This is a genomic window from Paraburkholderia sp. BL6669N2 (genome assembly GCF_003387275.1).
Taxonomy (GTDB): domain Bacteria; phylum Pseudomonadota; class Gammaproteobacteria; order Burkholderiales; family Burkholderiaceae; genus Paraburkholderia.
Genome location: NZ_QUNA01000001.1, coordinates 1,912,166 through 1,936,957, shown reverse-complemented (window position 1 = coordinate 1,936,957; position 24,792 = coordinate 1,912,166). Strand labels below are relative to the sequence as shown.

The following is a 24,792-nucleotide window of genomic DNA, read 5'->3' as shown; positions in this document are numbered from 1 at the left end:
GCGCCGACATGCAAAGCATGCTTTGGTCATTGCGCGGCGTCCGCCTGCATTTCCGCCGGCGCCAGCATCGCGACGCCGCAGAACCAGTCGCGGCCGTGCGGCTGATGTTTCCACTGGCCGCTGGTTTCCTTGAGCACGGTGGAACACTGCTCGTTCACCATGATCCCAGGATTCGCCGCCGTGCACTGACGCATCGCCACCTCGGTGGGTTGCGCGGGCGCCATGAGCGGCCTGCGTCGTGTGTCGGGGTCATACGGCGTGGAGGATGGCTGCGGCGTGGCGGTTTGCATCCCGTCGATCAGCGTTCGTAGTTCCTCGATACGCGTCGCGTACCACGTCCCCAGACACACCGCATCGCGGCAGTTCGCTTCACGCCACGCCCACTTGCTGTCGCTGTCGGTGAGAAAGGCGCGCCGGTCGCTGACTTGCCGGCGCGCTTTCCAGTACAGATGCCCCAGCGTGTCGTCGAGCTTCGACAGCGCGGGGTCGTGGCAAATCATCTTCTCGGTTAGCGAGCGTCCCCGGTTGCAGTCGAAGCTGGTGGCGTGCGCGACTGGATGCGCTAGCATCAGCGCGGCGATCAGCAGTGGGCGGATGAAGGTCATGGCGGTCCCGGCAGTGCATGGCTTTTTCATGCAATGGATGATCGACCGAGTTGCCGGAACACGGAGGCCCGAAAAACGCGTGACTTCGGGTGGGTCGTTACCAGATATTGCCTCACGGGGGCGGCGGGGATCGACGCGGGCGGATGACCTGACGATTTCGGGCGTCTGCCGGGCAACTCGCCCGTGAGCGGAAGCACCGCTCGGCAGCACACGGCAAGGCGGCGTTCCGTGCGGGCACCACAAGCACTCACCACACCAGCGGGACCGGCCGGCAGGTCACACGCGGACTCCCGGCAAGCCGCCGCGAAGCGTCCCGACATAATTTGGGGTCCGCCTGTGCAACAGGCGCCGGAACAACCGCGCCCGCGCTGCGCCCGCGCGGCCCGCGCCAAGGCGCCGTCACCCGCTCCAGCAAGGCCTTTGCGCCGTTTCCTTTGACCCTTAACCGGCCCCATTTGCCAAGCCGTCTCCCGTCCGCGACGAATTAAATTCGCCGGCCTCGCGTAAACCCCGGTGTGCCGCGTACACTAAGTTGCCGATGTCGGGTTAGGGGGCGCACATATGACTTGCGAAGCGACATCAGAAAACAAGCTGGAAGCAGCGCCTGAAGGCCGCTATGGACCGAATCTCGCCGAAGCCGTGGTGGCGTCGGAGCGTACGGTGTTGCGGTTGATCACCCGCAACACGCCGCTGCCGGAATTGCTCGACGAAGTATGCCGCCGCGCGGAAGCGCTGCTGGGGGAAGGCGCGTCCTGTTCGATCCTGTTGCTCGATCCGGACGGCGTGCACGCCAGAGTGGGCGGCGCGCCGTCGCTGCCGGCGCATTTCAGCGCCGCGATCGACGGCGCGGCGATCGGTTCACGGGCCGGCTCGTGCGGCACCGCGATGTACGAGCGGCGCCTCGTCGTCGTCGAGGATATCGAAACCGATCCGCTGTGGGCCGACTTCCGGCACCTCGCGTTGCCGCTCGGTCTGCGGGCCTGCTGGTCGGTGCCGTTTGAAAACGATTCCGGCGTGGTGCTCGGCGCCTTCGCGGTCTACTACCGCGCGCCGCGCCGTCCGAGCGCCGGCGAAGAAGCGATGCTGCGCGACATCGGCCACAGCGTCGGTCTCGCCGTGCATCAGGACACCATGGTCCAGCGCCTCGCGCACAGCGAGGAGCATCACCGGCTGGTGGTCGATCATCTGATCGAAGGGATTGTCGTGCAATCGCGTGACGGCATCGTGCTTGCCTGCAATCCAAGCGCGCAGCGCATTTTGCGCACGACCCCGCAGATCGTCGGCCGCAGTATTCATACGGTGATGGTGCGCGCCTATCACGAGGACGGCTCGCTCGTCGCCGACACGGCCCGCCCGACCGCCCAGGTGCTGAGCACCGGCAAACCCGTGCTCGGCGTCACGATCGGCGTGGAGCTGATTGGCGGCGACATCGTCTGGATTACCGAGAACGTCGTGCCGATCATCAAGCCCGGCGAGAGCGAACCGGGTTCGGTGCTGATTTCGTTTACCGACATCGGACCGGTGCGCGAGGCGCAGCGCCAACTCAAGTTCCTCGCCACCCGCGATTCGCTCACCGGCCTCTACAACCGCGCCTATCTCACGGAGCGGATGCGCGACCTGTTCACGCCGGACATGTCGTCCGGCATGGGCGAACTGGCGAGCGTCGCCGTGCTGTTCGTCGACCTGGACGGCTTCAAGAAGGTCAACGACACGGCGGGCCACGAGGCCGGCGACTCCCTGCTCTGCAGCGTGGCGGAGCGCCTCTCGGCGTGCATCTCGCCCGAGGACACGCTCGCGCGCGTGGGCGGCGACGAGTTCGTGATCGTGGTCAGCGCGTATGAAAACACCGCGCGTCTGATCGGCCTCGCGCGCCGCATTCTCGACATGATCGCGGTGCCGTTCGCGGTGGCGGACAACGAGTACTACCTGGGCGCGTCGATCGGCATCAGTCGTTTTCCGGAAGACGGCCAGGACGTCGCCACGCTCATGCGCAACGCCGATTCGGCGATGTATCACGCCAAGCAGCGCGGCCGCAACAACTTCCAGTTCTTTACCGCCGAGCTGAATCAGCATCTGCAGCGCCGCTTCACGATCGAGCAGTCGCTGCGGCGCGCGCTCGCCGCCAACGAACTGAGCCTCGTGTACCAGCCGATCGTCGACAGCCATGACGGCCGCACGATCGGCGCGGAGGCGCTCCTGCGCTGGTACAACAGCGAGCTGGGCAACGTGTCGCCGGGGGAATTCATCCCCGTGGCCGAAGATGCCGGGCTGATCGTCGAGATCGGCGACTTCGTGCTGGCGCGGGCCTGCGAGCAGGTGGCGCAGTGGCGGCGCACGCTGGCGCCGGAGCTGATCGTCGCGGTGAACCTGTCGCCGCGGCAGTTCAACGACGGCCTGGTGGAGCGGATCGAACGGTGTCTGGCGCAGTCGGGGCTCGAGCCGACGGCGCTGGAGCTGGAGATCACCGAACGGCTGCTGATGAGCGACAGCGAAACCGTCCTGCCGATGCTGAGCGCGCTGAACGCCATGGGCGTGCGCATTTCCGTCGACGATTTCGGCACCGGCTATTCGTCGCTGTCGTATCTGAAGCGCTTCCCGCTGCATAACCTGAAAATCGATCGCTCGTTCGTCGCGGGTTTGCCGGATCATCGCGACTCGATTGCGATTACCCAGGCCGTGGTGGCGATGGCGCACTCGCTCGGCATGAACGTCACCGCCGAAGGGGTGGAAACCGCCGAACAGGCGGCGTTCCTGCGCGCGATCGACTGCGACAAGCAGCAGGGCTATCTGTACAGCCGTCCGGTCGGGGCCAGTGCGTATGCCCGCGGTTTGTGGGACGCGCAGCTCAACGTGGCCGACGCCTCCTGAATGTGCCGCCCGTTCCGCACGCGAGCCCGGACGCCTTGCCGGGCTTGCGAATGCGGGCTTGAACGGCGCGCGCCGCGCACATGCTGACGGGATTGTTCGGTTTGCCGGACAAGTGACTTCGCGTTCGCGGTATTTATCCGCGAGGCCGGTCTCCCTAAAATCCTCCCATCGAAAAGTAAATTGAGCGCGATGTCGAAGCGGCATCGTGCGATGGGAGTTGTCATGCCAGATGTAATCAGAGACCAGCTCTACCGGCCGTCGGTGGTCTTACCGATGGTCGCCCTCATGCAGGTGATGGTGTCGCAGGACTTCAATCTCGGCCAGGTCGGCTGGGTGATGGCGTCCCGCGGCGCGCAGGCCGCGCTGCAACGTTCGCGCGAGCTGATCTGCGCCGTGCATTGCCACGCCTGAGTACACGGACGGAAAACAGCAGTCATCCGCAACAATCCGCGGCAGTAGTGAGCGGCGCAGCATGGTGATTCCAGGGCCGAAGGGTAAGATGCTACGACCAGCAGCCCAGCCTCGGGAGAGTTGCCATGCCACAGCACTTCGACGCAGTTGTGATCGGTACGGGACAGGGCGGCTCACCGCTCGCCGTGCGTCTCGGTCAAAGCGGCCGCAAAACGGCGGTCATCGAACGGGCTGCCTTTGGCGGCACCTGCGTGAACGTCGGCTGCACGCCGACCAAATCCTATGTAGCGAGCGCCCGCGCTGCGCATGTCGCGCGTCATGCCGCGGAATTCGGCGTGCAGGTGGGCGGCGCCATCAACGTCGATCTGGCCGCGGTCAAGGCGCGCAAGGACAAGATCATCGGGCAGTCGCGCGATGGCGTGGAGAAATGGCTGCGCGGCACCCAGAACGTGAGCGTGTTCAACGGTCACGCGCGTTTTACCGGACCGCATGCGCTCGCTATCAGCGGCCCGGACGGCAATCTGCTCGATGAGATCAACGCCGACGAAATCTTCATCAACACCGGCACGCGCGCGGTCGTGCCGCCGCTCGCCGGGCTCGAGCGGATTCGCTACTACACCAATTCCAACCTGCTCGATCTGACGGAATTGCCGAGTCATCTGGTGATTGTCGGCGCGAGTTATATCGCGCTCGAATTCGCGCAGATCTTTCGCCGCTTCGGCAGCCAGGTGACCGTGCTGGTGCGCGGTGAACGCCTGCTCACGCGTGAGGATGCCGATTTCGCCGAATCCGTGCAGAAGGTGCTCGCGCGCGAGGGCGTGGAGTTTCGCTTCAATGTGCAGCCTTCGCGGGTCGAGCCGCATCCGCATCGCGAGAACGAAGTGTGCATCGGCTTCGAGCAGAACATTCCCGCGCTCGAAGCGTCGCACCTGCTGTTCGCGACCGGCCGTGAGCCGAATACCGACGACCTCGGCCTTGCCGCCGCCGGCATCGCGGTGGATAAGCACGGCACGATTCCCGTCGACGGCCAGTTGCGCACCAATGTGCCGGGCGTCTGGGCGATCGGCGACGTCAACGGACGCGGCGCCTTCACTCACACCTCTTACGACGACTATCAGATAGTCGCGGCCAATCTGCTCGACGGCGGCGCGCGCAGCGTCGATACGCGGATCATGGCGTATGCCGTATTCGTCGACCCGCCGCTCGCGCGCGTCGGCGCCTCGGAGGCCGAGGTGCGCAAATCGGGCCGCGACGCGCTGATCGCCACCATGCCGATGACGCGCGTGGGCCGCGCGCGCGAACGCGGCGAGACCGACGGCTTCATGAAGGTGATGGTCGACAAGGAGAGCAAGCGGATTCTCGGGGCGGCGATTCACGGTATCGAAGGCGACGAGGCGGTTCACACGTTCATCGACATCATGACGGCGGGCGCGCCGTATCCGACCTTGCAGTACGCGATGCATATTCACCCGACCATCAGCGAACTGGTGCCGACCTTGCTCGATGGACTCAAGCCGATGAAGTGAGCGGCGCACGCGACCGGAGCACGTACGATGAAGCGCGCGATCCGAAGCGGCAATCTGTTCGATCACGACGCGTCCGCGGACGCGGACGAGCAGATCGACGCGCTGGTCGAGCAGGGCGGCGTGAGCATCGAGCGGATCGTCTCCATGGGTCACGCCAGCCCGCCGGGCTTCTGGTACGACAGTCCGCGCGCCGAGTGGGTCGTGCTGCTGAGTGGCGCGGCGGCGCTCGAATTCGAAGGCGAGGCCGAGCTTCACCAGATGAAGGCCGGTGATCACGTGCTGATCGACGCGCATTGCCGGCATCGCGTGGCATGGACGAGCGATCAGGAGCCTAGCGTGTGGCTCGCCGTCTACTACCCGGACGGCGCTGCAACCTGAACGCGGCAATCTGCCGATCGATCAGACGCATCGACAAAGCGTTGAGCCATCGCGGATAATCGGCAACGGCGTGGGTCGTCCGCGGAACGCGGGCGAACGGTGCGCGCAACCGCATTCATCATCAGGAATTCAACCGATGGGCAAGGGACGTGTCGAAGCCTTCAGCGATGGCGTGATCGCCATCATCATCACGATCATGGTGCTCGAGTTGAAGGTGCCTGAAGGCTTCGATCTTGCCGCGCTGCGTCCGGTTCTCCCCGTGTTCTGCGCGTACGTGCTGAGCTTTATCTACGTCGGCATCTACTGGAACAATCATCATCACATGTTCCATGCCGTGCAGAAGGTCAACGGCGCGGTGCTGTGGGCCAACCTCCACCTGCTGTTCTGGCTGTCGCTGTTGCCGGCCGTCACGCATTGGGTCGGCGAAAACCATCTGGCTTCCTGGCCGACCGCGATGTACGGCGTGGTGCTGTTCATGTCTTCGATCGCGTACTTCATTCTGATGGGCGTGCTGATCCGCGAGCACGGCAAGGACTCGACGCTAGCCAGGGCGGTCGGCAGCGACATCAAGGGCAAGGTTTCGGTCGTGATCTATCTGACGGGCATTGCGCTGGCGTTTGTCGTGCCGTGGGTTTCGGCTGCGCTTTATACGCTCGCTGCCGCGTGGTGGCTGGTGCCGGACCGGCGCATCGAACACGTGCTGGAATCGTAAGCGTGCTGTTCGCGCTCAAGCTGGTGCTGGTGCCGGCGTTTCTCGCGGCACTGACCGTGGCGGGACGCGTGTGGGGGCCGTCGGTGGCGGGGTGGCTCGCGGGGCTGCCGGTGGTCGCCGTACCGATCGTGTTGCTGCTCGCCTTGGAGCGCGGGCCGTCGTTCGCGGCGCAGGCGTCGGCGGCTTCGATCGCGGCGATTGCTGCGTCGGAAGCCTTCAACTTTGCGTATGCATGGACCTGCCGGCGTGTCGCGTGGCCGCTCGCGTCGATGGCGGGCATGGTGGGCTGGGTCGGCGTGGCAATGGTGCTCACGCAGATTCCCGCCGGACTTGCATGGGCGGTCGCGGCGGCGTGCGTGGCGGTGGCGGTGTCGCAAAGCGGCTTGCCGCGCGTGACCGGCCGCGTGCCGGCGGCGCGCCTCGGACTCGGCGATCTCGTCGCGCGCATGATCGCCGGCGCGTTGCTGACGGTCGCGGTGACTACGCTGTCCGCGTCGATGGGCGCGACGTGGAGCGGACTGCTGTCTGTCTTTCCGTTGCTCGGCATCGTGCTCGCGGTCTCGGCGCAGCGCGCGCACGGCGCGGACTTCGTCGCCTTGCTGATGCGCGGCATGGTGATCGGCCGCGCCTCGTTCGCGGCGTTCTTTGCCGTGACGGCGACGATGCTGCCGCGGTATGGCGTGTGGCTCAGCTTTGCGTGCGCATCGGCGGCTTCGGTGATCGTGCAGGGCGCGACTAAACGGATGCTCGATGCGAAGCGGCCGGTTCAGGCTGGGTCGCGTGAACTCGCGGAGCGGCAGTTGGCGGATTGAGCGGGGTGAGTTTGAAGTGCTTATTGCGGCTCATTGCGGCTCGCAGCGTGTCGAGGCCATTGGCCGCGGCACGAAGCGGCTGAAGCGGCTGAAGTGGCTGAAGTGGCTGAAGTGGCTGAAGTGGCTCAAGTGGCTCAAGTGGCTCAAGTGGTTCAAGCACCTCAAGCACCTCAAGCACCTCAAGCACCTCAAGCACCTCAAGCACCTCAAGCACCTCAAGCACCTCAATGCGATGCATCGCGGTGCTAGAGACTCGAAGCGCGGAGATGCCCGCTCAGCGAAACCACCGCGCACGCAGTCCGCTCATTTGCCCGATACTTCCAACATGACTTCGCGCCCTCGACAACCCACACGCAGACGAATCGGCCTGATCTCGGACACGCACAACCTCGTGCGCCCGGAGGCGTTGCACTATCTGGCCGGTTGCGACGCGATCATTCACGCGGGCGATATCTGCAACGAAGCCGTACTCGATGCACTCGCGCAGATCGCGCCGGTCACAGCGGTGCGCGGCAACAACGACACCGGCGACTGGGCCGCGTCATTGCCGACGCACACCACGCTAACCGTGCAGCAAGTGACGATTCTCGTCGTGCACGATATCGCCGACGTGGGCGCCGATCCGCGCAGCCAGGGCATCAACGTAGTGGTAACCGGCCATTCGCACAAACCGTTGATCAGCGAACGCGACGGCGTGCTGTACGTCAATCCAGGCAGCGCCGGACCACGCCGTTTCAAGCTGCCGATTTCAGCTGGGATACTGATCGTCGAAGGCGCGCACGCAAGCGCGAGCTTCGATTCGCTGGTGCCATGAAAAACGGGCCGGCAAAAAATGAACTGCACCCCAAAAGTTGGACATCGATCCAACCTTTGGGGTGTTTTTCATGACGAAGCACAGTGAGCAGCTAAAAGTAAAAATGGTGAAGCAGTACCTGGCCGGGGTTGCTGGGACCGGGGTGCTGGCACAACGATATGGAGTGGGTCGTTCTGTGTTGCGTCGCTGGATAGCGGCCTATGAGCAACACGGACGTGAGGGATTGCGCAAGAAGTTCAGTCATTACGATGCGCGGTTCAGGATGTCGGTTCTTGCTCACATGTGGAAGAAGGATTTGTCACATGAGCAGGTGGCAGCGGTGTTCGACATTCGCAGTCCGGCTTGCATAGCGAGGTGGGAACGCCAGTATCATATTGGCGGTATTGACGCATTGGCACCCCGCCCCCGAGGGCGACGCCCCAAGGTAATGACCCAACCCGATCACGACAAGCCGACCGAAGATGGTGCGCCGGATGAGCGCACGCGCGAGCAGTTGCTCAAGGAAAACGAATACCTGCGCGCGGAGGTGGCGTACCTAAAAAAGCTCGATGCCCTGCTTCAGGCGAAGAAGCAGGCCGCGCAAAAGAAAAAACGCAAATAGTGCAGGCACTTCGGCAACACCACCCGGTGGCCGCCCTGCTCAAGGCCGCGGGTCTGGCGCGCAGCACGTTCTACTACCAGTTGAACGTGCTGACTGCTGGCGACCGGCACGCAGATCTCAAGACCCGGATCAAGGCCGTGTATGAAAGTCATAAGGGTCGCTATGGCTACCGACGCATCACGGCATCGATCCGGCAAACCGGTCAGAGCGTGAACCACAAGACCGTGCAACGTCTGATGGGACAGCTGAAACTGAAATCGCTGGTGCGGGCGAAGAAATACCGCTCCTGGCGCGGCGAAGTCGGGCGTATTGCACCGAACCTGCTGAACCGCGAGTTCAGCGCGCAACAGCCGAACCAGAAGTGGGTCACGGATGTGACGGAGTTCAACGTGCTGGGACAGAAGTTGTATCTGTCGCCGGTCATGGATCTGTATAACGGCGAGATCGTCGCTTACCAGATGAGCGAGCGTCCAGTCTTTGAACTGGTGAGCAGCATGCTCAAAAAGGCGCTGGCAAAGCTGGGCAGGCAGGACGCACCGCTACTCCATTCAGATCAGGGCTGGCAGTATCAGATGTCTGCCTATCGAAGGTTGTTGCATCAACGCGGCCTGACCCAGAGCATGTCACGGCGGGCAAACTGTTATGACAATGCGGCAATGGAAAGCTTCTTTGGCACTCTCAAGTCGGAGTTCTTCCGGCTGAACAGATTTGAGAGCGTCGACGCACTGAAGGCCGGCATCAAACAGTACATTCATTACTACAACCACAAACGCATCAGGCTGAAGTTAAACGGCCTGAGTCCTGTGATGTACAGGACTCAGGCCTCCGCAACCTAGCCACAAACTGTCCAACTTTGCGGGGTCAGTTCAAAATTGCCGACCCGTTCTCAGACTGCTCGCGGACTAGCCGCGTCAACCGTCAAACAACCCACGCTCAGGCACGCGCCGTCGCGGCTGCCGCAAAGCGTTCGTCCATCTCTTCGGCTTCACGCTCACCACGCAACACCGCATGCGCTTCCGCACGCGTCGCCACGCACGGGCCCGAGCCGAGCAGCGGCTTGCGGGCGGTTTCGCGCAGCGCCATCACCGAGACGATACCGATCAGCGACGCGCCCATCAGGTAGTACGCGGGCATCATCAAATTGCCGGTGCTGTTCACCAGCCATGCGGTCACGAGCGGCGTCGTACCGCCGAACAGCGACACCGAAACATTGAAGCCGATCGCCAGCGCGCCGTAGCGGATTTTGGTCGGGAACAGCGCCGGCAGCGCCGACGGCATCACGCCGGTAAAGCACGACAGCAGCACGCCGAGAATCATCAAGCCGCCGAACACCGGCAGCACCGTGCCCATGCGGATCAACAGCAGGGCGGGAATCGACAGCGCGAACAGGCCCACGCAACCGAACAGCATCACCGGCTTGCGGCCGATCGTGTCGGACAGACGGCCGGCGGCGAGCGTCATCGGCATCATCAGCACCATGACCAGCAGCACGAGGAACAGGCCGTGCGTCTCGTTGAAGTGCAGCGTGGCCGACAGATAGCTCGGCAGATACGAGAGCGCCATGTAGTCGGTGACGTTGAAAATCAGCACGAGGCCGACGCACAGCAGCAGCGGCTTCCATTGCTGCGCGAGCAACTGACCGAGCGACTGCTTCGGCACCGCCTTGTCTTCCGCTTCACGTTGCTCGGCCTGCTTTTTGAATGCGGGCGTTTCTTCGAGCTTCATGCGGATGTACAGACCCACCAGACCCAGCGGGCCGGCGATCAGGAACGGCACGCGCCAGCCCCACGAGAGCAGCGCGTCGTTCGAGAGCGTGGCGGTCAGCACGGCAACGGTGCCCGCGCCGAGCACGTAGCCGATCAGCGTGCCGAACTCGAGGAAGCTGCCCATGAAGCCGCGGCGCTTGTCGGTCGAGAATTCGGCGATGAAGGTGGCCGCGCCGCCATACTCGCCGCCGGTCGAGAAACCTTGCACCAGACGCGCAACCAGCAGCAGCACCGGAGCGAAAATGCCGATCGTCGTGTAGCTGGGGATCAGACCGATCGCGAAGGTGCCGAGCGCCATCATGATCATGGTCATGGCGAGCACACGTTGTCGGCCGATGCGGTCGCCGAGCGGCCCGAACACCATGCCGCCCACCGGCCGCACGAGGAACGCCGCGGCGAACGTGCCGAACGTGGCGATCAGCTGCGCAGCCGGACTAGCCGACGGGAAGAACACTTTGCCGAGCGTGACTGCAATGTAGCTGTACACGCCGAAATCGAACCATTCCATGGCGTTGCCGAGCGCCATGGCGCCGACGGCCCGCTTGAGGAGAGATTTGTCGACGACGGTGATGTCGTCCAGAGAGAGGCGTTGTTCTTCTTTGTGGTGTCGCCAGAAGCCGTTGCTGGAAGCGGTCAAGGTGAAAACTCCAATGACTGCGACGAAACTCATGATGCGCATGAACGTTCCGCCACGGTTGCTGGGAAGTGCAGTTTCGCGAGCGAGGCGAAGCATCTCCGTCGCCGTTGAAGGGCGATGGAGCGGGGCGCGATAGAAAACACAACGCCCGTGCCTCGCGAGACAGGTCGCGAAAAAACACTCGTCTAGATTGTGCTGACGTTGCACCTGCGTGGCCGTGGAAGGGGGGCAGATGCATGAGGACGCTGTGGCTGAAAGCTGGCCCATGCGCCGCTGGAAGGCTTGAAACGAAAAAGGCCGGTGCTTTATTCGCCGCTCACGTGTGACGCGAAACGGGGAAACGACCGACAAGCCTTCTTGTATAAAAACTGTTCAATTCGGGATGGCACACGCACTGCGCGCCAGATTGAAGAGAACGTGAATGAAGGTGAAATGCTGTTGGAACGAGGCACATGATAGCACGATAACAGAGGATCGTGCAAACCCGGAGTCCGCCGGGGGCCTTGGCGGGCATGCTCAATCCCTTGCCGGGCGGGGGATCGAGCGGATCTTGGCGGTCTGAAAAAGCGGCTTAAAACGGCGCGGAAATGTACCGTTTGGGGAATGTTCACGGCGAGGTAGCAGCAGCGATCTGGCGGTCTCGATTCGGCGAATCCGGCGGCGCGTGCGGACGAAAAAAATCCGCGCACGCGGCGCGGATTTGGTCATGCAGTTTAAAAGCGCGAAAGCCTTTACTCAGCCGACGGCGGCACATAACCCTGCGCCGTATCCGCGCCTTCGCCGAAGAAGAACTTTTCGGTCTGCTTCATCAGGTATTGGCGCGCGCGCGGATCAGCCATATTCAGGCGGTTTTCGTTGATCAGCATGGTTTGCTGCTTCAACCAGGCTTGCCAGGCTTCCTTCGAAATGCTTTCGTAGATCCGCTTGCCGAGTTCGCCGGGCAGCGGCGGGAAATCGAGGCCTTCGGCTTCTTTGCCGAGCTTCGCGCATTGAACCATACGAGACATGCTGTGCTTCTCCTAGAATCGGTGTGGGGGCGGACAGTCGCTATATATAGGGCCGCTCAGAGCTGTTTCATCAGCACGAGCGACTTGCGCTGCCAGTTATAGAGTCTGCGGCGGTCTTCCGGCAGGTCGTCGACCGTGACCTTGACGAAGCCGCGCTTGAGGAACCAGTGTTCGGTACGCGTGGTGAGCACGAAAATGCGCGTCAGGCCGCGCGCCCGCGCGCGTTGCTCGATGCGCTTCAAAAGCCGTTCGCCGTCGCCGGTGCCTTGCGCTTCGGGCGCGACCGTCAGGCAGGCCATTTCGCCGATGCGCTCCTGCGTGTACGGATACAGCGCCGCGCAGCCGAACAGGACGCCATCGTGCTCGATCACCGAGAAATGGTCGATGTCGCGTTCGATCTGGTGACGGCCGCGCCGCACCAGCGTGCCGTCCGATTCGAGCGGCTCGATCAGCGCGAGAATGCCGCCGACGTCGTCCGGCGTGGCTTCGCGCAGGCTTTCGAGGTTCTCGTACGAGATCATCGTGCCCACGCCGTCGTGCAGGAACAGTTCGAGCAGCAGGCTGCCGTCGAGCGCGTAAGGGATGATGTGCGCCCGCGCCACGCCGCCGCGGCAAGCGCGAATCGAGTGCTTCAGATAGAAGCCCGCGTCACCGGTGACTTCACCGCTTTCGTGCAGTTTGTAGGCGTCGTCGAGCGATAGTTCGCGCACCAGTTCGGGGCCTTCTTCGCCGGCTTGCATCAGCCCCGGCGTTTCGGTCAGGAACACGATCTTGTCGGCGCGCAGCGCGATCGCCGCGGCGGACGCCACGTCTTCCATGGCCAGATTGAAGGCCTCGCCGGTGGGCGAGAAGCCGAGCGGCGAGAGCAGCACTAGCTTGCGGCTCGCGAGCGAGTGGCGGATCGAATCGGCGTCGATCTTGCGCACCACGCCCGTGTGCGCGAAATCGACCCCGTCGAGAATGCCGACCGGCCGCGCCGTCACGAAGTTGCCCGACACCACGCTGATGTGCGCGTGCGCCATTGGCGTATTCGGCAGACCCTGGCTGATCGCGGCCTCGATATCCAGACGCACTTCGCCGGCCGCCTCTTTCGCGGATTCGAGCGCGCGCGCGTCCGTAATGCGCATGCCGTGCGAAAACTCGGACTCGACGCCGTGCAGGCTCATCTGTTCTTCGACCTGCGGGCGCGAGCCGTGCACCAGCACGATCTGGATGCCCATGGCCTGCAGCAGCGCGATGTCGGAGACGAGCGCGTTCAGGAGCCCCTGATGCACCACCTCGCCGCCGAACCCGACGACGAACGTCTTGTTGCGGAACGCATGGATGTAAGGGGCGACTGAGCGCATCCAGTCGACGAATTGCGCGTGCTGGGCGAGATCTTCCGTTGCGCCGGCGGGGGCCGGAGCGCTCGCGGGCGCGGGGACGAGGTCGGTTTGGGAATTCATGCCGGGGATTATAATGCGCCCCCATGTCGAATGTACCCAAAAGTCCCGCTGCGGCGAACGAGAATCCGGCGCCGGCCGCCGATCAACCGAAGGCCGGCGACGCGAAGCGCCGCGATGCGCAGGACGCCGAACGCAACACGCCGCACACGGGGCGCGAGCCGCGGCGCGCCGCGGAAAATGCGCAAGCGCACGAGCATGATTCGGACCGCGACGTGCGCGGTCCTGGAAAAGACTCGGCGCCGAAACACGCTGCAAGCGATGAATCGCGCCGGGCGTCCGAGCGTGCGCAGTCGCCGGCGCAGAAAAATAATCCGAGCGGCGAGGCGCACCGCCAGGGAAGCGGCGAGGGAGCGAAGCACGCCGGAAGCGGCGGGTCGCAGTCGCCGCGCGGCAAGGAAGGTGGGCGTTCCGGCCAGCACCTTAAGCGTGGACAGAATGCGCCGCAGGACGGGCAGTTGCAGCGTGGCGGTGAGCGTGGTGCCCAACCCGCGGACTCGCTGGGCCAGAAGCAACGGGAAGCGGGCGGTCGTGTCGATCGACCGCGCCACGTTTCTGGACAAAGCGGAGAGCCGCAGCGCCACACGGCGTCGCAAAGCGGAGAGCAACCGCGTCAGTCGGGCGCGCAAGGCGGGCAGCAGCCGAGCCGCACGCCTGCGCAAGGCGGACAGCAGCCGCGTCATACATCCGGGCAAGGTGGGACACCGCGCCGTGAGTCGGGCGGCGCACCCGCGCAAAAATCACCGGCGACAAACGACGCCGAGCGCAGCTCCAACCGCCGCGAAGCGCAGCCGCCACGTGAACCACGCGCGCCACGCGCACCGCGCGTCGTCCAGCCCAATCCGATCCCGCCGATTACTTACCCGGAAGCGCTGCCGGTTTCCGGCCGTCGCGAGGAAATCGCCAAAGCCATCGCCGGGAATCAGGTCGTGATTGTCTGCGGCGAAACCGGCTCCGGTAAAACCACCCAGCTGCCGAAAATCTGCCTCGAACTCGGGCGCGGTCTCGGCGCGGGCGGCTCCGGTCTGATCGGCCACACGCAGCCACGCCGGATCGCCGCGTCGGCGACCGGCCGCCGCATCGCCGAAGAACTCGGCACGCCGTTCGGCGAAGTGGTTGGCTACAAGGTGCGCTTCACCGACAATCTGTCGCCGGGCGCCTCCGTCAAGTTGATGACCGACGGCATTCTGCTCGCCGAAACGCAAACCGATCCGCTGCTCAAGGCGTACGACACGCTGATCATCGACGAGGCGCACGAGCGCAGCCTGAACATCGATTTTCTGCTCGGCTATCTGAAGGAAATCCTCGTCAAGCGTCCCGATCTGAAACTGATCGTGACCTCGGCGACGATCGACGCGGACCGTTTCGCGCGCCACTTCGGCAGCGAAGAAAAGCCCGCGCCGGTGATCGAGGTGAGCGGGCGGCTGTATCCGGTCGAGGTGCGCTACCGCCCGGTCGCGGAAGACAGCCCTGCTGTGAAGGCCGCGCAAGGTGATGCGCCTGCTGCGCAACGCGGCGGTGACCGGCCGAAAACCCAGCGCGAAACCGATCGCGATCTGATGGACGCGATCGTCGACGCCGTCGACGAACTGTGCCGCGAAGGCCCGGGCGACGTGCTGGTGTTCCTGCCCGGCGAGCGCGAAATCCGCGACGCCGCCGAGGCGCTGCGCAAGCATCATCCGCCGCATACGGAAATTCTGCCGCTGTTCGCGCGGCTTTCCGCAGCCGAACAGGAGCGCGTGTTCCGAACCTCGAACGCGCGCCGCATCGTGCTGGCCACCAACGTCGCCGAAACCTCGCTGACGGTGCCGGGCATTCGCTACGTTGTCGATACCGGCCTCGCGCGTGTGAAGCGCTACTCGTATCGCAACAAGGTGGAGCAGTTGCAGGTGGAATCGATTTCGCAGGCCGCCGCCAATCAGCGGGCCGGGCGTTGCGGCCGCGTGGCCGATGGCATCTGCATTCGTCTCTACGAGGAAAGCGACTATCAGGGCCGCGTGCGCTTCACTGATCCGGAAATTTTGCGTTCGTCGCTGGCGTCGGTGATTCTGCGCATGAAGTCGTTGCATCTGACGGCGATCGAGACGTTCCCGTTCATCGAGCCGCCGCCGGGCCGCGCCATCGCAGACGGCTATCAGCTGCTCAACGAACTCGGCGCCGTCGACGACGACAACCAGCTCACGCCGCTCGGCCGCGAACTCGCGCGCCTGCCGCTCGACCCGCGCGTCGGGCGGATGATTCTGGCCGCGCGCGACCAGCAGGCGTTGAAGGAAGTGTTGATCATCGCGAGCGCGTTGTCCGTGCAGGATCCGCGCGACCGGCCGATTGAAGCGCAGGAGCAGGCCGATCAGGCGCATCGCCGTTTCGCCGATGAGCGCTCCGAATTTTTGCAGTGGCTGAAAATCTGGAACTGGTTCGAAGAAGCGATCGCGCACAAGAAGTCGAACAAGCAGTTACACGAAGAGTGCCGCAAGAACTTCCTGTCGCAACTGCGCCTGCGCGAATGGCGCGACGTGCACTCGCAACTGCTGACGGTGGTGCGCGAGCACGGCTGGCGGCTGAACGAAGCGGAAGCGACCTTCGAGCAGATCCATCTCGCGCTGCTGACGGGCCTGCTCGGCAACATCGGCCTCAAAGCCGACGACGAGCCGTATTACCTCGGCGCGCGCGGCATCAAGTTCTATCTGTGGCCGGGCTCGGCGCTGGTGAAGAAAGCCGGCAAGTGGGTGATGGCTGCCGAACTGGTCGAGACGAGCCGGCTGTACGCGCGCTGCATCGCGAAGATCGAGCCGGAGTGGATCGAGAAGATCGGCGCGCATCTGTTGAAGAAGTCGCTCTCCGAGCCGCATTGGGAGAAGCGCGCGGCGCAGGTCTCGGCGTTCGAACGCGCCGTGCTGTACGGCCTGCCGATCTATCACCGGCGGCGCGTGAGCTTTGGCAAACAGGACCCGGAGCGCGCCCGCGAACTGTTCATTCGCGGCGCGCTGGTGGAGGGCGAGTTCGACACGAAGCTTGCGTTCTTCGCGCACAACCGCAAACTGCTCGCCGATATCGAGCAGCTCGAACACAAGTCGCGCCGCCAGGACGTGCTGGTGGACGACGAGTTGATCTTCGCCTACTACGATCAGGCGCTGCCGAAGGGCATCTACACCGGCGCCTCGTTCGAGCGCTGGTATCGCGACGAGGTGAAAAAGAGCGGCCAGCCGGAGGACAAGCTACGCCTCTTGTATCTGTCGCGTGACGATTTGATGCGGCACGAAGCCGCCGGCGTGACCACCGACCTGTTCCCGAAGCGCATGACGATGGCGGGCGTCGAGATGGCGCTCACCTATCATTTCGAGCCCGGTTCGCCGCGTGACGGCGTGACACTCGCCGTGCCGCTGTATGCACTGAATCAGGTCGACGCGCGGCGCTGCGAATGGCTCGTGCCCGGCATGCTGAAAGAGAAGACGCAACTGCTGCTGAAGTCCTTGCCGCAGAAGCTCCGCCGTCATTGTGTGCCGCTGCCCGAGTACGCGGCGGGTTTCGTCGACCGGCACGGCGGTCCGCGCTTCGGCGCGGGCGGGTTGCTCGAGTCGCTGATCGCCGATGTTCGCGAGCAGACGCAAGTCGCGATGAAGCAGTCGGACTTCAAACTCGAGACCTTGCCGCCGCATTTGTTCATGAACTTCAAGGTCGTCGACGAGCATGGTCGCCAGCTCGCGATGGGCCGCAACATGTCGCAACTGCGCGCCGAACTCGGTGGCCAGGCGCAGCAGCATTTTCAGAAGATCGCATCGAGCGCGGCCGGGGCGGCGCTGGCGGACGCGGGCGGCGGCGGTGTGGCGACGCCGTCACAAGCATCCGGTGGTGCGGCCGGCGCAGGTGCGCAGCGAGGCAAGGGCGGTGCTGCCGTGTCAGGCCCGCAGACCGCGCCGCAAGCCGGCGCGCAGGGCACGGCCTTGTATGAAAAGCTGACGACATGGAATTTCGGCAAGCTTCCCGAGTTGCTCGAAATCCGTCGCGGCGGGCAGACGCTGTTCGGTTATCCGGCGCTGGTGGATCGCGGCACGCATTGCGACGTCGAAGTGTTCGATTCGCCCGACGAAGCCGCGCGGATTCATCGCGCGGGATTGCGTCGACTGTTCGCGTTGCAGTTGAAGGAGCCGATCAAGTATCTGGAAAAGAATCTGCCGGGTTTGCGCGAAATGGCGATGCAGTTCATGCCGCGCGGCACGCAGGAAGAGTTGCGCGATCAACTGATCGACACCGCGCTCGACCGCGCCTGCCTGCAAGACCCGTTGCCCGATGACGACGTCAGTTTCCATACGCGCCGCGACGAAGGCCGCAGCCGCCTGACCTTGCTCGCTCAGGAAATTGCCCGGCTGGTCGGACAGATTCTGGGCGAATACGCAACCGTGGCGAAGAAGCTGGTGCAGGCAAGGTCGTTCACGGCGGCGCATGCCGATTTGCAGAACCAGCTCGACGGACTGATCGGCAAGCGCTTCGTGGTCGACACGCCGTACGCGCAACTGGCGCATTTCCCGCGCTATCTGAAGGGGATCGCGCTACGCATCGACAAACTGAAGGCGGACCCCGCGCGCGACGCGCGGCAGTTCGCCGAATTCCAGCCGCTGCTGCAGAACTACCAGCGCGCGGTGGCGCAACGCGGCGGCGTGCTGGATCCGCGACTGTCGGAGTTCCGCTGGTTGCTGGAAGAGTTGCGGATCTCGCTGTTTGCGCAGGAGTTGCGTACGCCGATGCCGATTTCGGTGAAGCGGCTTTATAAGGTGTGGGAGTCGATGCAGCGCTGATCGGGGCGAGCAGGGGCGCCTCGCGCGGGTCGATCGGGCTACAGATCGGCGTGATAGGCCCGCGGCCTTTCGCGGCGAGATAAAGAGGCGCGCGCCGCCATGCCTTGTGGGCGTAGCGGCGAGGCAAAAACGGGCGCGGGGCTTGGGTCTAGCCCGCGCTCGTCGTATATGAAAAGTCGATCGACCGGGCTGCTGCTGCGACTCGCGTTGGCCCGGTCTGTCCTGCCAGTTCCGTTACCAGTGCATGCCGGCGCCGATCGCCGCGCCGAACTGTCCGCGCGAATCCGTGGTGCCTTGCAGCTTGTAGACCCACTTCCCCGTTTCCGAGATTTGCGATACGCCGATGGCCAACGCCGACTGACCCGCATAGGTGCCGCCGGCCATTGCGACCATGCCGCGACCTGGCAGAATTGCCTGCGGCAAGCCGGCCATTGCCATGGCGGATGCCGTGCCGCCATAACCGTCGCGACGGGCCGAGCGGATCTGGTCGTCGGTATAGCTGTTCGCCTGGCTGACCGCTCCGCTCACGCTTTGCTGCAACTGGTTGACGTTGACCGCGTCGGTGCCTTGCACACCGGCTGCGACATTGGTGATCTGGCGTTCCTGGCCTGCCGCGCCGACCGAGACCGTGTTTGCGCGGTCCGCGATCGAGCCTTGGCCCAATGCGACGGAGTTGTCAGCGCTGGCGTTCGCAGCTGCGCCGAGCGCGGTGGCATTGGCGCCGCTCGCAAGCGAGTTCGCGCCGATGGCGACCGCGTTGGTGCCGGTAGCCTGAGCGTTGGCGCCCGCGGCGACGGACTGTGTGCCAGACGACACGGCGCCCTGGGTGTCGCGATTGCCTTCCGCGCTGAAGAACGGATTACCCGAGTTGACCACGACGTTGTTGACCGCGCCCGCGATGGCGGCGTTCAACTGATTGACGTTGACCGCGTCGGTGCCGTCCACTCCCGCCGCGACGTTGTGGATCGCCGTGCCGCCGTTCGCCGCGTCGCCACCGAGCGTGACGCTGTTCTTGTTGACGCTGCCGTCGGCGTTCTGGTCATACGTGAGCGCACCGTCGAGTTTCGCGGCGTTGGCGGCGCCCTGGTCGCTCACGGCTTTCAACTGCGCGACGTTGACCGCGTCGGTGTCCGCCGTGCCGGCTGCGACGTTCGTGATCTGGCGTTCGTTGCCGGCGGAACCGACCGAAACCGTGTTCGCCCGCGTCGCGGTCGAGCCCTGGCCGAGTGCGACCGAGTTGGCGGCCGAGGCGCTGGCCTGATAACCGAGCGCGGTCGAATTCGCGCCGCTTGCGCCGGCCTGGTATCCAAGCGCGGTGGAGCCGTCGCCCTGAGCGATTGCGGCGCCACCGACCGCGGTGCTGAACGCGCCGCTCGCCTGTGAGCTCGCGCCAGCGGCAAAGGCGGCTTGCCCGGCAGCGAGCGCGGAACTTCCGATGGCGACTGCGTTGCTGCCGGTGGCCGAGGCGTCGTCGGTGCTGTCGTTCAGGCCGTTTGCCTTGAAGTAGCGCGAGGCGCTCGCGCTAACGGCCTGCAATTGCCTCAGGTTGACGGCGTCAGTCGCGCTGGTGCCGTCGGCGACATTGGTGATCTGACGTTCGTTGCCGGCGGAGCCGACGGAGACGCTGTTCGCTCGATCGGCCACCGAACCTTGGCCCAAGGCGACTGAACCGTCGGCCGACGCGTTCGCGTCATGGCCTATCGCAATTGAATCGACGTTGCCGGCGACGGCGTTGTAACCAATCGCGACGCTACCCGCCGAGGCGGCGGATGCATACGCACCGAGCGCGGCGGCGCCGGTTGCGGCGGCCGCGGAATTGGCGCCGAGCGCGGTGGCGTTGTCGCCCGATGCGCTCGCCAGCACCCCTGCCGCGACCGCGTGCGTACCGGCGGCGACGGCGTCGTCCGTGCCGTCGCCGACGCCGTCGGCCTTGAAGTAGTGCTGGGTGCCGCTTTGCGCGATAGCGACGATCTTGCCGTCGACCGCGCTCAACTGGCTGACGTTGACGGCATCGGTTGCCGCCGCGCCTGCTGCGACGTTAGTGAGGCGGCGCTCGTTGCTCGGCGAGCCAACCGACACCTCGCCGACGGCCCCGGTCGCCTGGACCACGCCGCTCGTGCCGAATTCCGCGCCGGGTTGGCTGAGATTCGCAGTGGTGGTTGAGTTCGCGCCGACGCCGACACTGTTCGCGGCGGTCACACTGGCGTTGTAGCCAAGCGCCACGCTGTTGGTCCCGGAGACCTTCGCATTGGCGCCGAGCGCCGTGGAGCCGTCGGCGTAGGCGAGCGAGCCGTAGCCGAGCGCGGAAGCGTTGGCGCCATACGCGGTGGCGAGCCGGCCGAGCGCAGTGCCATTTTGCCAGGCGCGGGCGCCGGCGCCGAGCGCCACGGCATTGGTGCCGTTCGCCAGCGCGGCGTTGCCGATGGCGACGCCGTTCAGGCTGCTCGCCGATGCGGCATAGCCAACCGCGATTGCATTCGCTGCGGATGCGCTTGCCTGATTGCCCGTGGCGACGGCGCCGGTCGCCGCCGCGTCGGAGTTGTAGCCGATTGCAACGGCCCCGGCGGCGGCAATTTCCGAGCGAGCGCCGCGGCCGAGCGCGACCGAGTTATCGCCGTCTGCCCGGGCCTTGTAGCCGATCGCCGAAGCGCCGGTGGCGGTTGCGTGAGCGTCGTCCGGCGTCAGCGAGTTGTCGTTGGTCCGGACGTATTTGACGCCGTTGCCGTTCTGACTGATGTAGGCCGCGCTGGTGTCGCCGGCGACGGCGTAGAGCTGGGCGCCGTTCACGGCGTCGGTGCTGCCGGCGGTTATGGCACCTTGATGCACGTTGGTGATCGTCGTACCGCCCGTGACGCCGCCATCCGTGGAGGTGGGACCCGCGAGCGTGACGCTGTTCGTGTTGACAGTGCCGTCCGCATTATTACCGTATGAGACAGCGTTGGCCGTGGCAGCAGTAATGGCGCCCTTGAGCTGGCTGACGTTGACGGCATCGGTGTCGGCTGCGCCGGCAGCGACGCCGCTAACGGACCGGTTGCCGACGTTGACTTCGCCAGCCGAAGATTGTGGTGCGGTGAGGCCGTAAGCGGTGTACCCGGTCTGGGCCCCGATGGTCGTGAGTGAACCCGCGCCGAGCGCGACACTGTTGGCGAGCGTGGCTGACGCCGCATAACCGATGGCGACCGAGTTGAGGCCGCCAGCCTGCGCGGCTTTGCCGAACGCCATGGCCCCCACTCCGCTGACGAAAGCCTGATTGCCGATTGCGATTCCGTAGAGCGCAGTGGGTGCGGTTGTCGCCTGCACGCCCATTGCGATCGAATTGACGCTGTTCGCGTTGGCCTGAACGCCGGTTGCGATCGACATCGCGCCCTGCGCAACGGCCTGGAAGCCCGTCGCCGTCGCGTAGGGGCCCGCCGCGGTTGCGCCGATGCCGATCGCAATCGCGCCCGGGCCTGCCGCATAGGGAGCGAGATCGTTTCCGGGCGAATTGACGCTCGTGTCTACGAAGAGGGCGGCATGCGCCGCCGGCGCGCCCCCCGCCAGCGCAGCCAGAATCAGCACTGCCCGCGCGATGGCCTTCTTGCGCTTCGTCTTTGATCTTGCCGTTATCGGCGCCGCCGGCGACGTTGCTGTCGCTTCACACCAAACCAATGGGTTATTGCTATGCATTGTTTTAGAAACTCCGCGGTAGTGCGTGAATGCGCGGCACATGAGCGCGGGTGTTCGTGTATGGATTCATCGCCCGGATAAATCACGCAAAAATAAATCCGCGAGGTTTGGCTTTGCCAGAGCAGGCCGTTCGTTATCTCGTACGTGCAAAACACCCGCGTCACGCCCGTGCATCCAGGAATGAGTGGATAGGGATGAGGCGGGAGGATTTTCAGGTTCGGCGGCGGCGCGGGAGATCAGTTAAATCTGCAGCAGGTGCGGAAAAATCACATTATGTCGGCGTGTCTCAATTGATCGGTATGTAAGAGGCGTTAAATAAGGAATGTTCGAAATATATTCTGGTAATTGTTTGGTTAATCTAAGCATTCTCCTGTGTTTATACGTCTTCAATGAGATTCCAATATTCACGCGCGATACTCGCCACCGGCGCTTTCAGAACGACGCGATTCGCGTGTGTGTCCGAACCGCTCGTCATCCGGCAGCCGGGTCATCCCGCCCCTGATTTCTCCTGGCCTTACACCGACCTGCGTCAACCGCTGGCCGCGGCAAACGTTCTACAATGATGGTTGTTCTCCGAAGTGAGTTTTCATGCGTAAATTTTTTCTTCCCGGCTTGACTGCCACGGTCGCCGCGGGCGCGGTGCTGGTCGCCGCCACTGGCTTTTTTTCTCCGGCGGCCCACGCCAACAACGTGATCGTGCTCAATTCCGGCGAGGCCACGCTGAGCCTGATCGACGAGGCGACCCGCCAGGTTGTCGGCACGGTGCCCACGGGTAAGGAACCGCATCACCTGATGGCTACGCCGGACAATTCGTCGTTGATCGTCGCGAATTCGGTGTCGAACAACCTGATGTTCGTGGATCCGAAATCCGGCCAGGTGCAGCGCTGGGTCGAGAATATCGAAGATCCGTATCAGATCGGCTTTTCGCCTGATCGCAAATGGCTGGTCACCACCGGCCTGCGGCTGGACCGTCTGGACATCTATCACTACGACGGCCAGAAGAACCAGATGACGCTGGCCTCGCGCCTGCCGCTCGCGGTCATGCCGAGCCACATGGCGTTCACGACTGACAGCAAGACGGTATTCGTCACGCTGCAGGTGTCGGGCGAACTGGCCGCAATCGACCTGGTCACGCAAACCGTCAAATGGAAAATGAAGGTCGGCAAGGTGCCGGCGGGCCTGTGGATGACGCCGGGCGAGAAATATCTGCTGATCGGCATGACCGGCTCGGATTACGTCGCGGTAGTGGATTGGCGCAACCAGAAGATCGTCAAGACGATCCACACCGGCAACGGCGCGCACAACTTCCGTTCCCTGGCCGACGGCAAGCACGTCGCGGTGTCGAACCGCGTGGCAAGCACCATCAGCATCATCGACGAGGACACGCTCACCAACGTCGGCGACATCACCGGCTTGATGCCTGGACCGGACGACATGGAACTTTCCGCCGACAAACGCTATCTGTGGGTTACGTTCCGCTTCGCGAAGCACGTCGGCATCATCGACCTGAACACGCGTAAGCTGATCCAGACGATCGCCGTCGGCCGTTCGCCGCATGGCATCTATTTCTTCAATCGCGCGCCGGTCACGGCGCCGAACGGCGCCTGATGCGAACGGCTCATGCCGCACCACGCGAACCGTCACGGATGAAGTAACCAGACCAGCACCATGTTCCATCTGATTTTTTCTTCCCTCGACAACTTCGTCTCCGCCGTGCAGACGTTGCTGTACGTCGACGTGGTGCAGCCGCTGCTGTTCCGCTTCAATCTGATGGATTACGACGAAGACACCTACGACAGCCTGTATTGGGTGATCGTGGGCGTCGTCGAAGTGCTGGCCATGTACGCGGTTCTGCGTCCGCTCGAAGCGCTGCGCCCGGTGGAGCAATGGCAGAGCCGCAAGGCGGTGCGCGTCGACGTGATCTATACGTGGATCGCGAAGCTCGGCATTCTCAACCTGTTCTTTTTCTTCGCGCTTCAGCCGTTCTTCGACGCCGTGCAGGCGTGGCTGCGGCTGCATAACATTTCGAATATCGAGTTCGACAATCTCTGGCCCGGCGTGACCACGCAACCGCTCGTCACGTTCGTGATGTATCTGCTGGTGCTCGATTTCGCCGGCTACTGGTATCACCGCTGGGAACACCGGATCGGCGTGTGGTGGGAGTTGCACGCGGTGCATCACAGCCAGCAGCAAATGTCGCTGTGGGCCGACGACCGCAACCATCTTCTCGACGATCTGCTGCAAGCCTCGTTCTTCGCGGTCATCGCGCTGGTGATCGGCGTGCCGCCGTCGCAGTTCGTCGTGCTGGTCGCCATCACGAATCTGGCGCAGAGCGTGCAGCACGCGAACATCCGCATGTACTTCGGCTGGCTTGGCGAGCGGCTGGTGGTCAGCCCGACGTTTCATCGGCGCCACCATGCCATCGGTTACGGCCACGAAGGGCTGAAATACGGCTGCAACTTCGGCGTGCTGTTTCCGTGGTGGGACATGCTGTTCCGCAGCGTGTCATGGAGCCGCGAGATGGAGCCGACCGGCATCCGCGATCAACTCACAGGCCGCCGTTACGGTGACGGCTTCTGGGCGCAGCACTGGCTCGCCTTTGTGCGCATCGCCGGGCGTCTCTCGCCGAAGCGCCGCACCGAAAACAACGACGCCGCCGCCGTTTGAGCGCGCTTCCTCCCACGCCGCCGGTTTCCCCGGCGGCGCGTCACGTGGTTTATCCTGTTCACTTTTGCGACCAAGCGCGGGGCTGCC

Annotated in this window: 16 protein-coding genes and 1 pseudogene; 11 read left to right on the top strand and 6 right to left on the bottom strand. The window is 64.3% G+C overall.

Annotated elements, in window-relative coordinates; genetic code table 11:
- Window positions 1–26: 26 nt before the first annotated feature.
- Window positions 27–605 carry a lysozyme inhibitor LprI family protein gene (locus B0G80_RS08880; protein ID WP_116117738.1) on the bottom strand — a complete coding sequence of 193 codons (579 nt, stop codon included), beginning with the start codon at window positions 603–605 and terminating at the stop codon, window positions 27–29.
- Window positions 606–1,166: 561 nt separating this feature from the next.
- Here B0G80_RS08880 and B0G80_RS08875 point away from each other — a divergent pair.
- The 8 genes from B0G80_RS08875 (at window position 1,167) to B0G80_RS08830 (ending at window position 9,563) form a co-directional block, all read left to right on the top strand.
- Window positions 1,167–3,473 (top strand): bifunctional diguanylate cyclase/phosphodiesterase, encoded by a 2,307-nt coding sequence (locus B0G80_RS08875; RefSeq protein WP_116117737.1) that lies wholly within the window; start codon window positions 1,167–1,169, stop codon window positions 3,471–3,473.
- A 222-nt stretch (window positions 3,474–3,695) separates the two neighbouring features.
- Window positions 3,696–3,884 (top strand): hypothetical protein, encoded by a 189-nt coding sequence (locus B0G80_RS08870; RefSeq protein ID WP_116119584.1) that lies wholly within the window; start codon window positions 3,696–3,698, stop codon window positions 3,882–3,884.
- Between the two features lie 125 nt (window positions 3,885–4,009).
- Window positions 4,010–5,410 carry an FAD-containing oxidoreductase gene (locus B0G80_RS08865; protein WP_116117736.1) on the top strand — a complete coding sequence of 467 codons (1,401 nt, stop codon included), beginning with the start codon at window positions 4,010–4,012 and terminating at the stop codon, window positions 5,408–5,410.
- A 27-nt stretch (window positions 5,411–5,437) separates the two neighbouring features.
- Window positions 5,438–5,788, top strand: a complete 351-nt coding sequence (locus B0G80_RS08860) for a cupin domain-containing protein (RefSeq protein WP_116117735.1) — start codon at window positions 5,438–5,440, stop codon at window positions 5,786–5,788.
- A 136-nt stretch (window positions 5,789–5,924) separates the two neighbouring features.
- On the top strand, window positions 5,925–6,500 hold the full coding sequence (locus B0G80_RS08855; protein ID WP_116117734.1) for a TMEM175 family protein: 576 nt from the start codon (window positions 5,925–5,927) through the stop codon (window positions 6,498–6,500).
- 5 nt (window positions 6,501–6,505) lie between these two features.
- On the top strand, window positions 6,506–7,312 hold the full coding sequence (locus B0G80_RS08850; RefSeq protein ID WP_116119583.1) for a hypothetical protein: 807 nt from the start codon (window positions 6,506–6,508) through the stop codon (window positions 7,310–7,312).
- 325 nt (window positions 7,313–7,637) lie between these two features.
- The gene (locus B0G80_RS08835; RefSeq protein ID WP_116117733.1) at window positions 7,638–8,126 is read left to right on the top strand and encodes a metallophosphoesterase family protein; all 489 of its coding nucleotides are present in this window, start codon (window positions 7,638–7,640) and stop codon (window positions 8,124–8,126) included.
- Window positions 8,127–8,196: 70 nt separating this feature from the next.
- Window positions 8,197–9,563, top strand: a protein-coding gene (locus B0G80_RS08830) for an IS3 family transposase (RefSeq protein WP_116119582.1) whose coding sequence is annotated in 2 segments (ribosomal slippage) — window positions 8,197–8,662 and window positions 8,662–9,563 — 1,368 coding nt in all. Because the reading frame shifts where the segments join, the coding sequence is not laid out codon by codon here.
- Window positions 9,564–9,660: 97 nt separating this feature from the next.
- On the opposite strand, the gene proP is transcribed toward B0G80_RS08830, so the two are convergent.
- The 3 genes from proP to argA all read right to left on the bottom strand — a co-directional run bounded on the left by proP (window position 9,661) and on the right by argA (window position 13,582).
- On the bottom strand, window positions 9,661–11,163 hold the full coding sequence (gene proP / locus B0G80_RS08825; protein WP_243856777.1) for a glycine betaine/L-proline transporter ProP: 1,503 nt from the start codon (window positions 11,161–11,163) through the stop codon (window positions 9,661–9,663).
- 698 nt (window positions 11,164–11,861) lie between these two features.
- On the bottom strand, window positions 11,862–12,137 hold the full coding sequence (locus tag B0G80_RS08820) for an oxidative damage protection protein (RefSeq protein WP_106279384.1): 276 nt from the start codon (window positions 12,135–12,137) through the stop codon (window positions 11,862–11,864).
- Between the two features lie 56 nt (window positions 12,138–12,193).
- Window positions 12,194–13,582: an amino-acid N-acetyltransferase gene (gene argA / locus B0G80_RS08815; protein WP_106279386.1), complete on the bottom strand. Its 1,389-nt coding sequence runs from the start codon at window positions 13,580–13,582 to the stop codon at window positions 12,194–12,196.
- Window positions 13,583–13,605: 23 nt separating this feature from the next.
- Between argA and hrpA the strand changes: the two genes are divergently transcribed.
- A complete protein-coding gene (hrpA, locus tag B0G80_RS08810) occupies window positions 13,606–18,372 on the top strand; it encodes an ATP-dependent RNA helicase HrpA (protein ID WP_116117732.1) in 4,767 nt (1,588 codons plus the stop codon).
- Window positions 18,373–18,606: 234 nt separating this feature from the next.
- Here hrpA and B0G80_RS08805 read toward each other — a convergent pair whose 3' ends face one another.
- Complete coding sequence (locus B0G80_RS08805) at window positions 18,607–21,480, bottom strand: YadA-like family protein (protein ID WP_408967990.1); 2,874 nt, start codon at window positions 21,478–21,480, stop codon at window positions 18,607–18,609.
- Window positions 21,481–21,501: 21 nt separating this feature from the next.
- A pseudogene (locus B0G80_RS48015) lies at window positions 21,502–22,038 on the bottom strand (hypothetical protein); the annotation flags it as partial.
- A gap of 588 nt (window positions 22,039–22,626) precedes the next feature.
- Here B0G80_RS48015 and B0G80_RS08800 point away from each other — a divergent pair.
- Window positions 22,627–23,646 carry a beta-propeller fold lactonase family protein gene (locus B0G80_RS08800; RefSeq protein ID WP_116117730.1) on the top strand — a complete coding sequence of 340 codons (1,020 nt, stop codon included), beginning with the start codon at window positions 22,627–22,629 and terminating at the stop codon, window positions 23,644–23,646.
- Between the two features lie 60 nt (window positions 23,647–23,706).
- A complete protein-coding gene (locus B0G80_RS08795; RefSeq protein ID WP_116117729.1) occupies window positions 23,707–24,705 on the top strand; it encodes a sterol desaturase family protein in 999 nt (332 codons plus the stop codon).
- The last annotated feature ends 87 nt before the right edge of the window (window positions 24,706–24,792 follow it).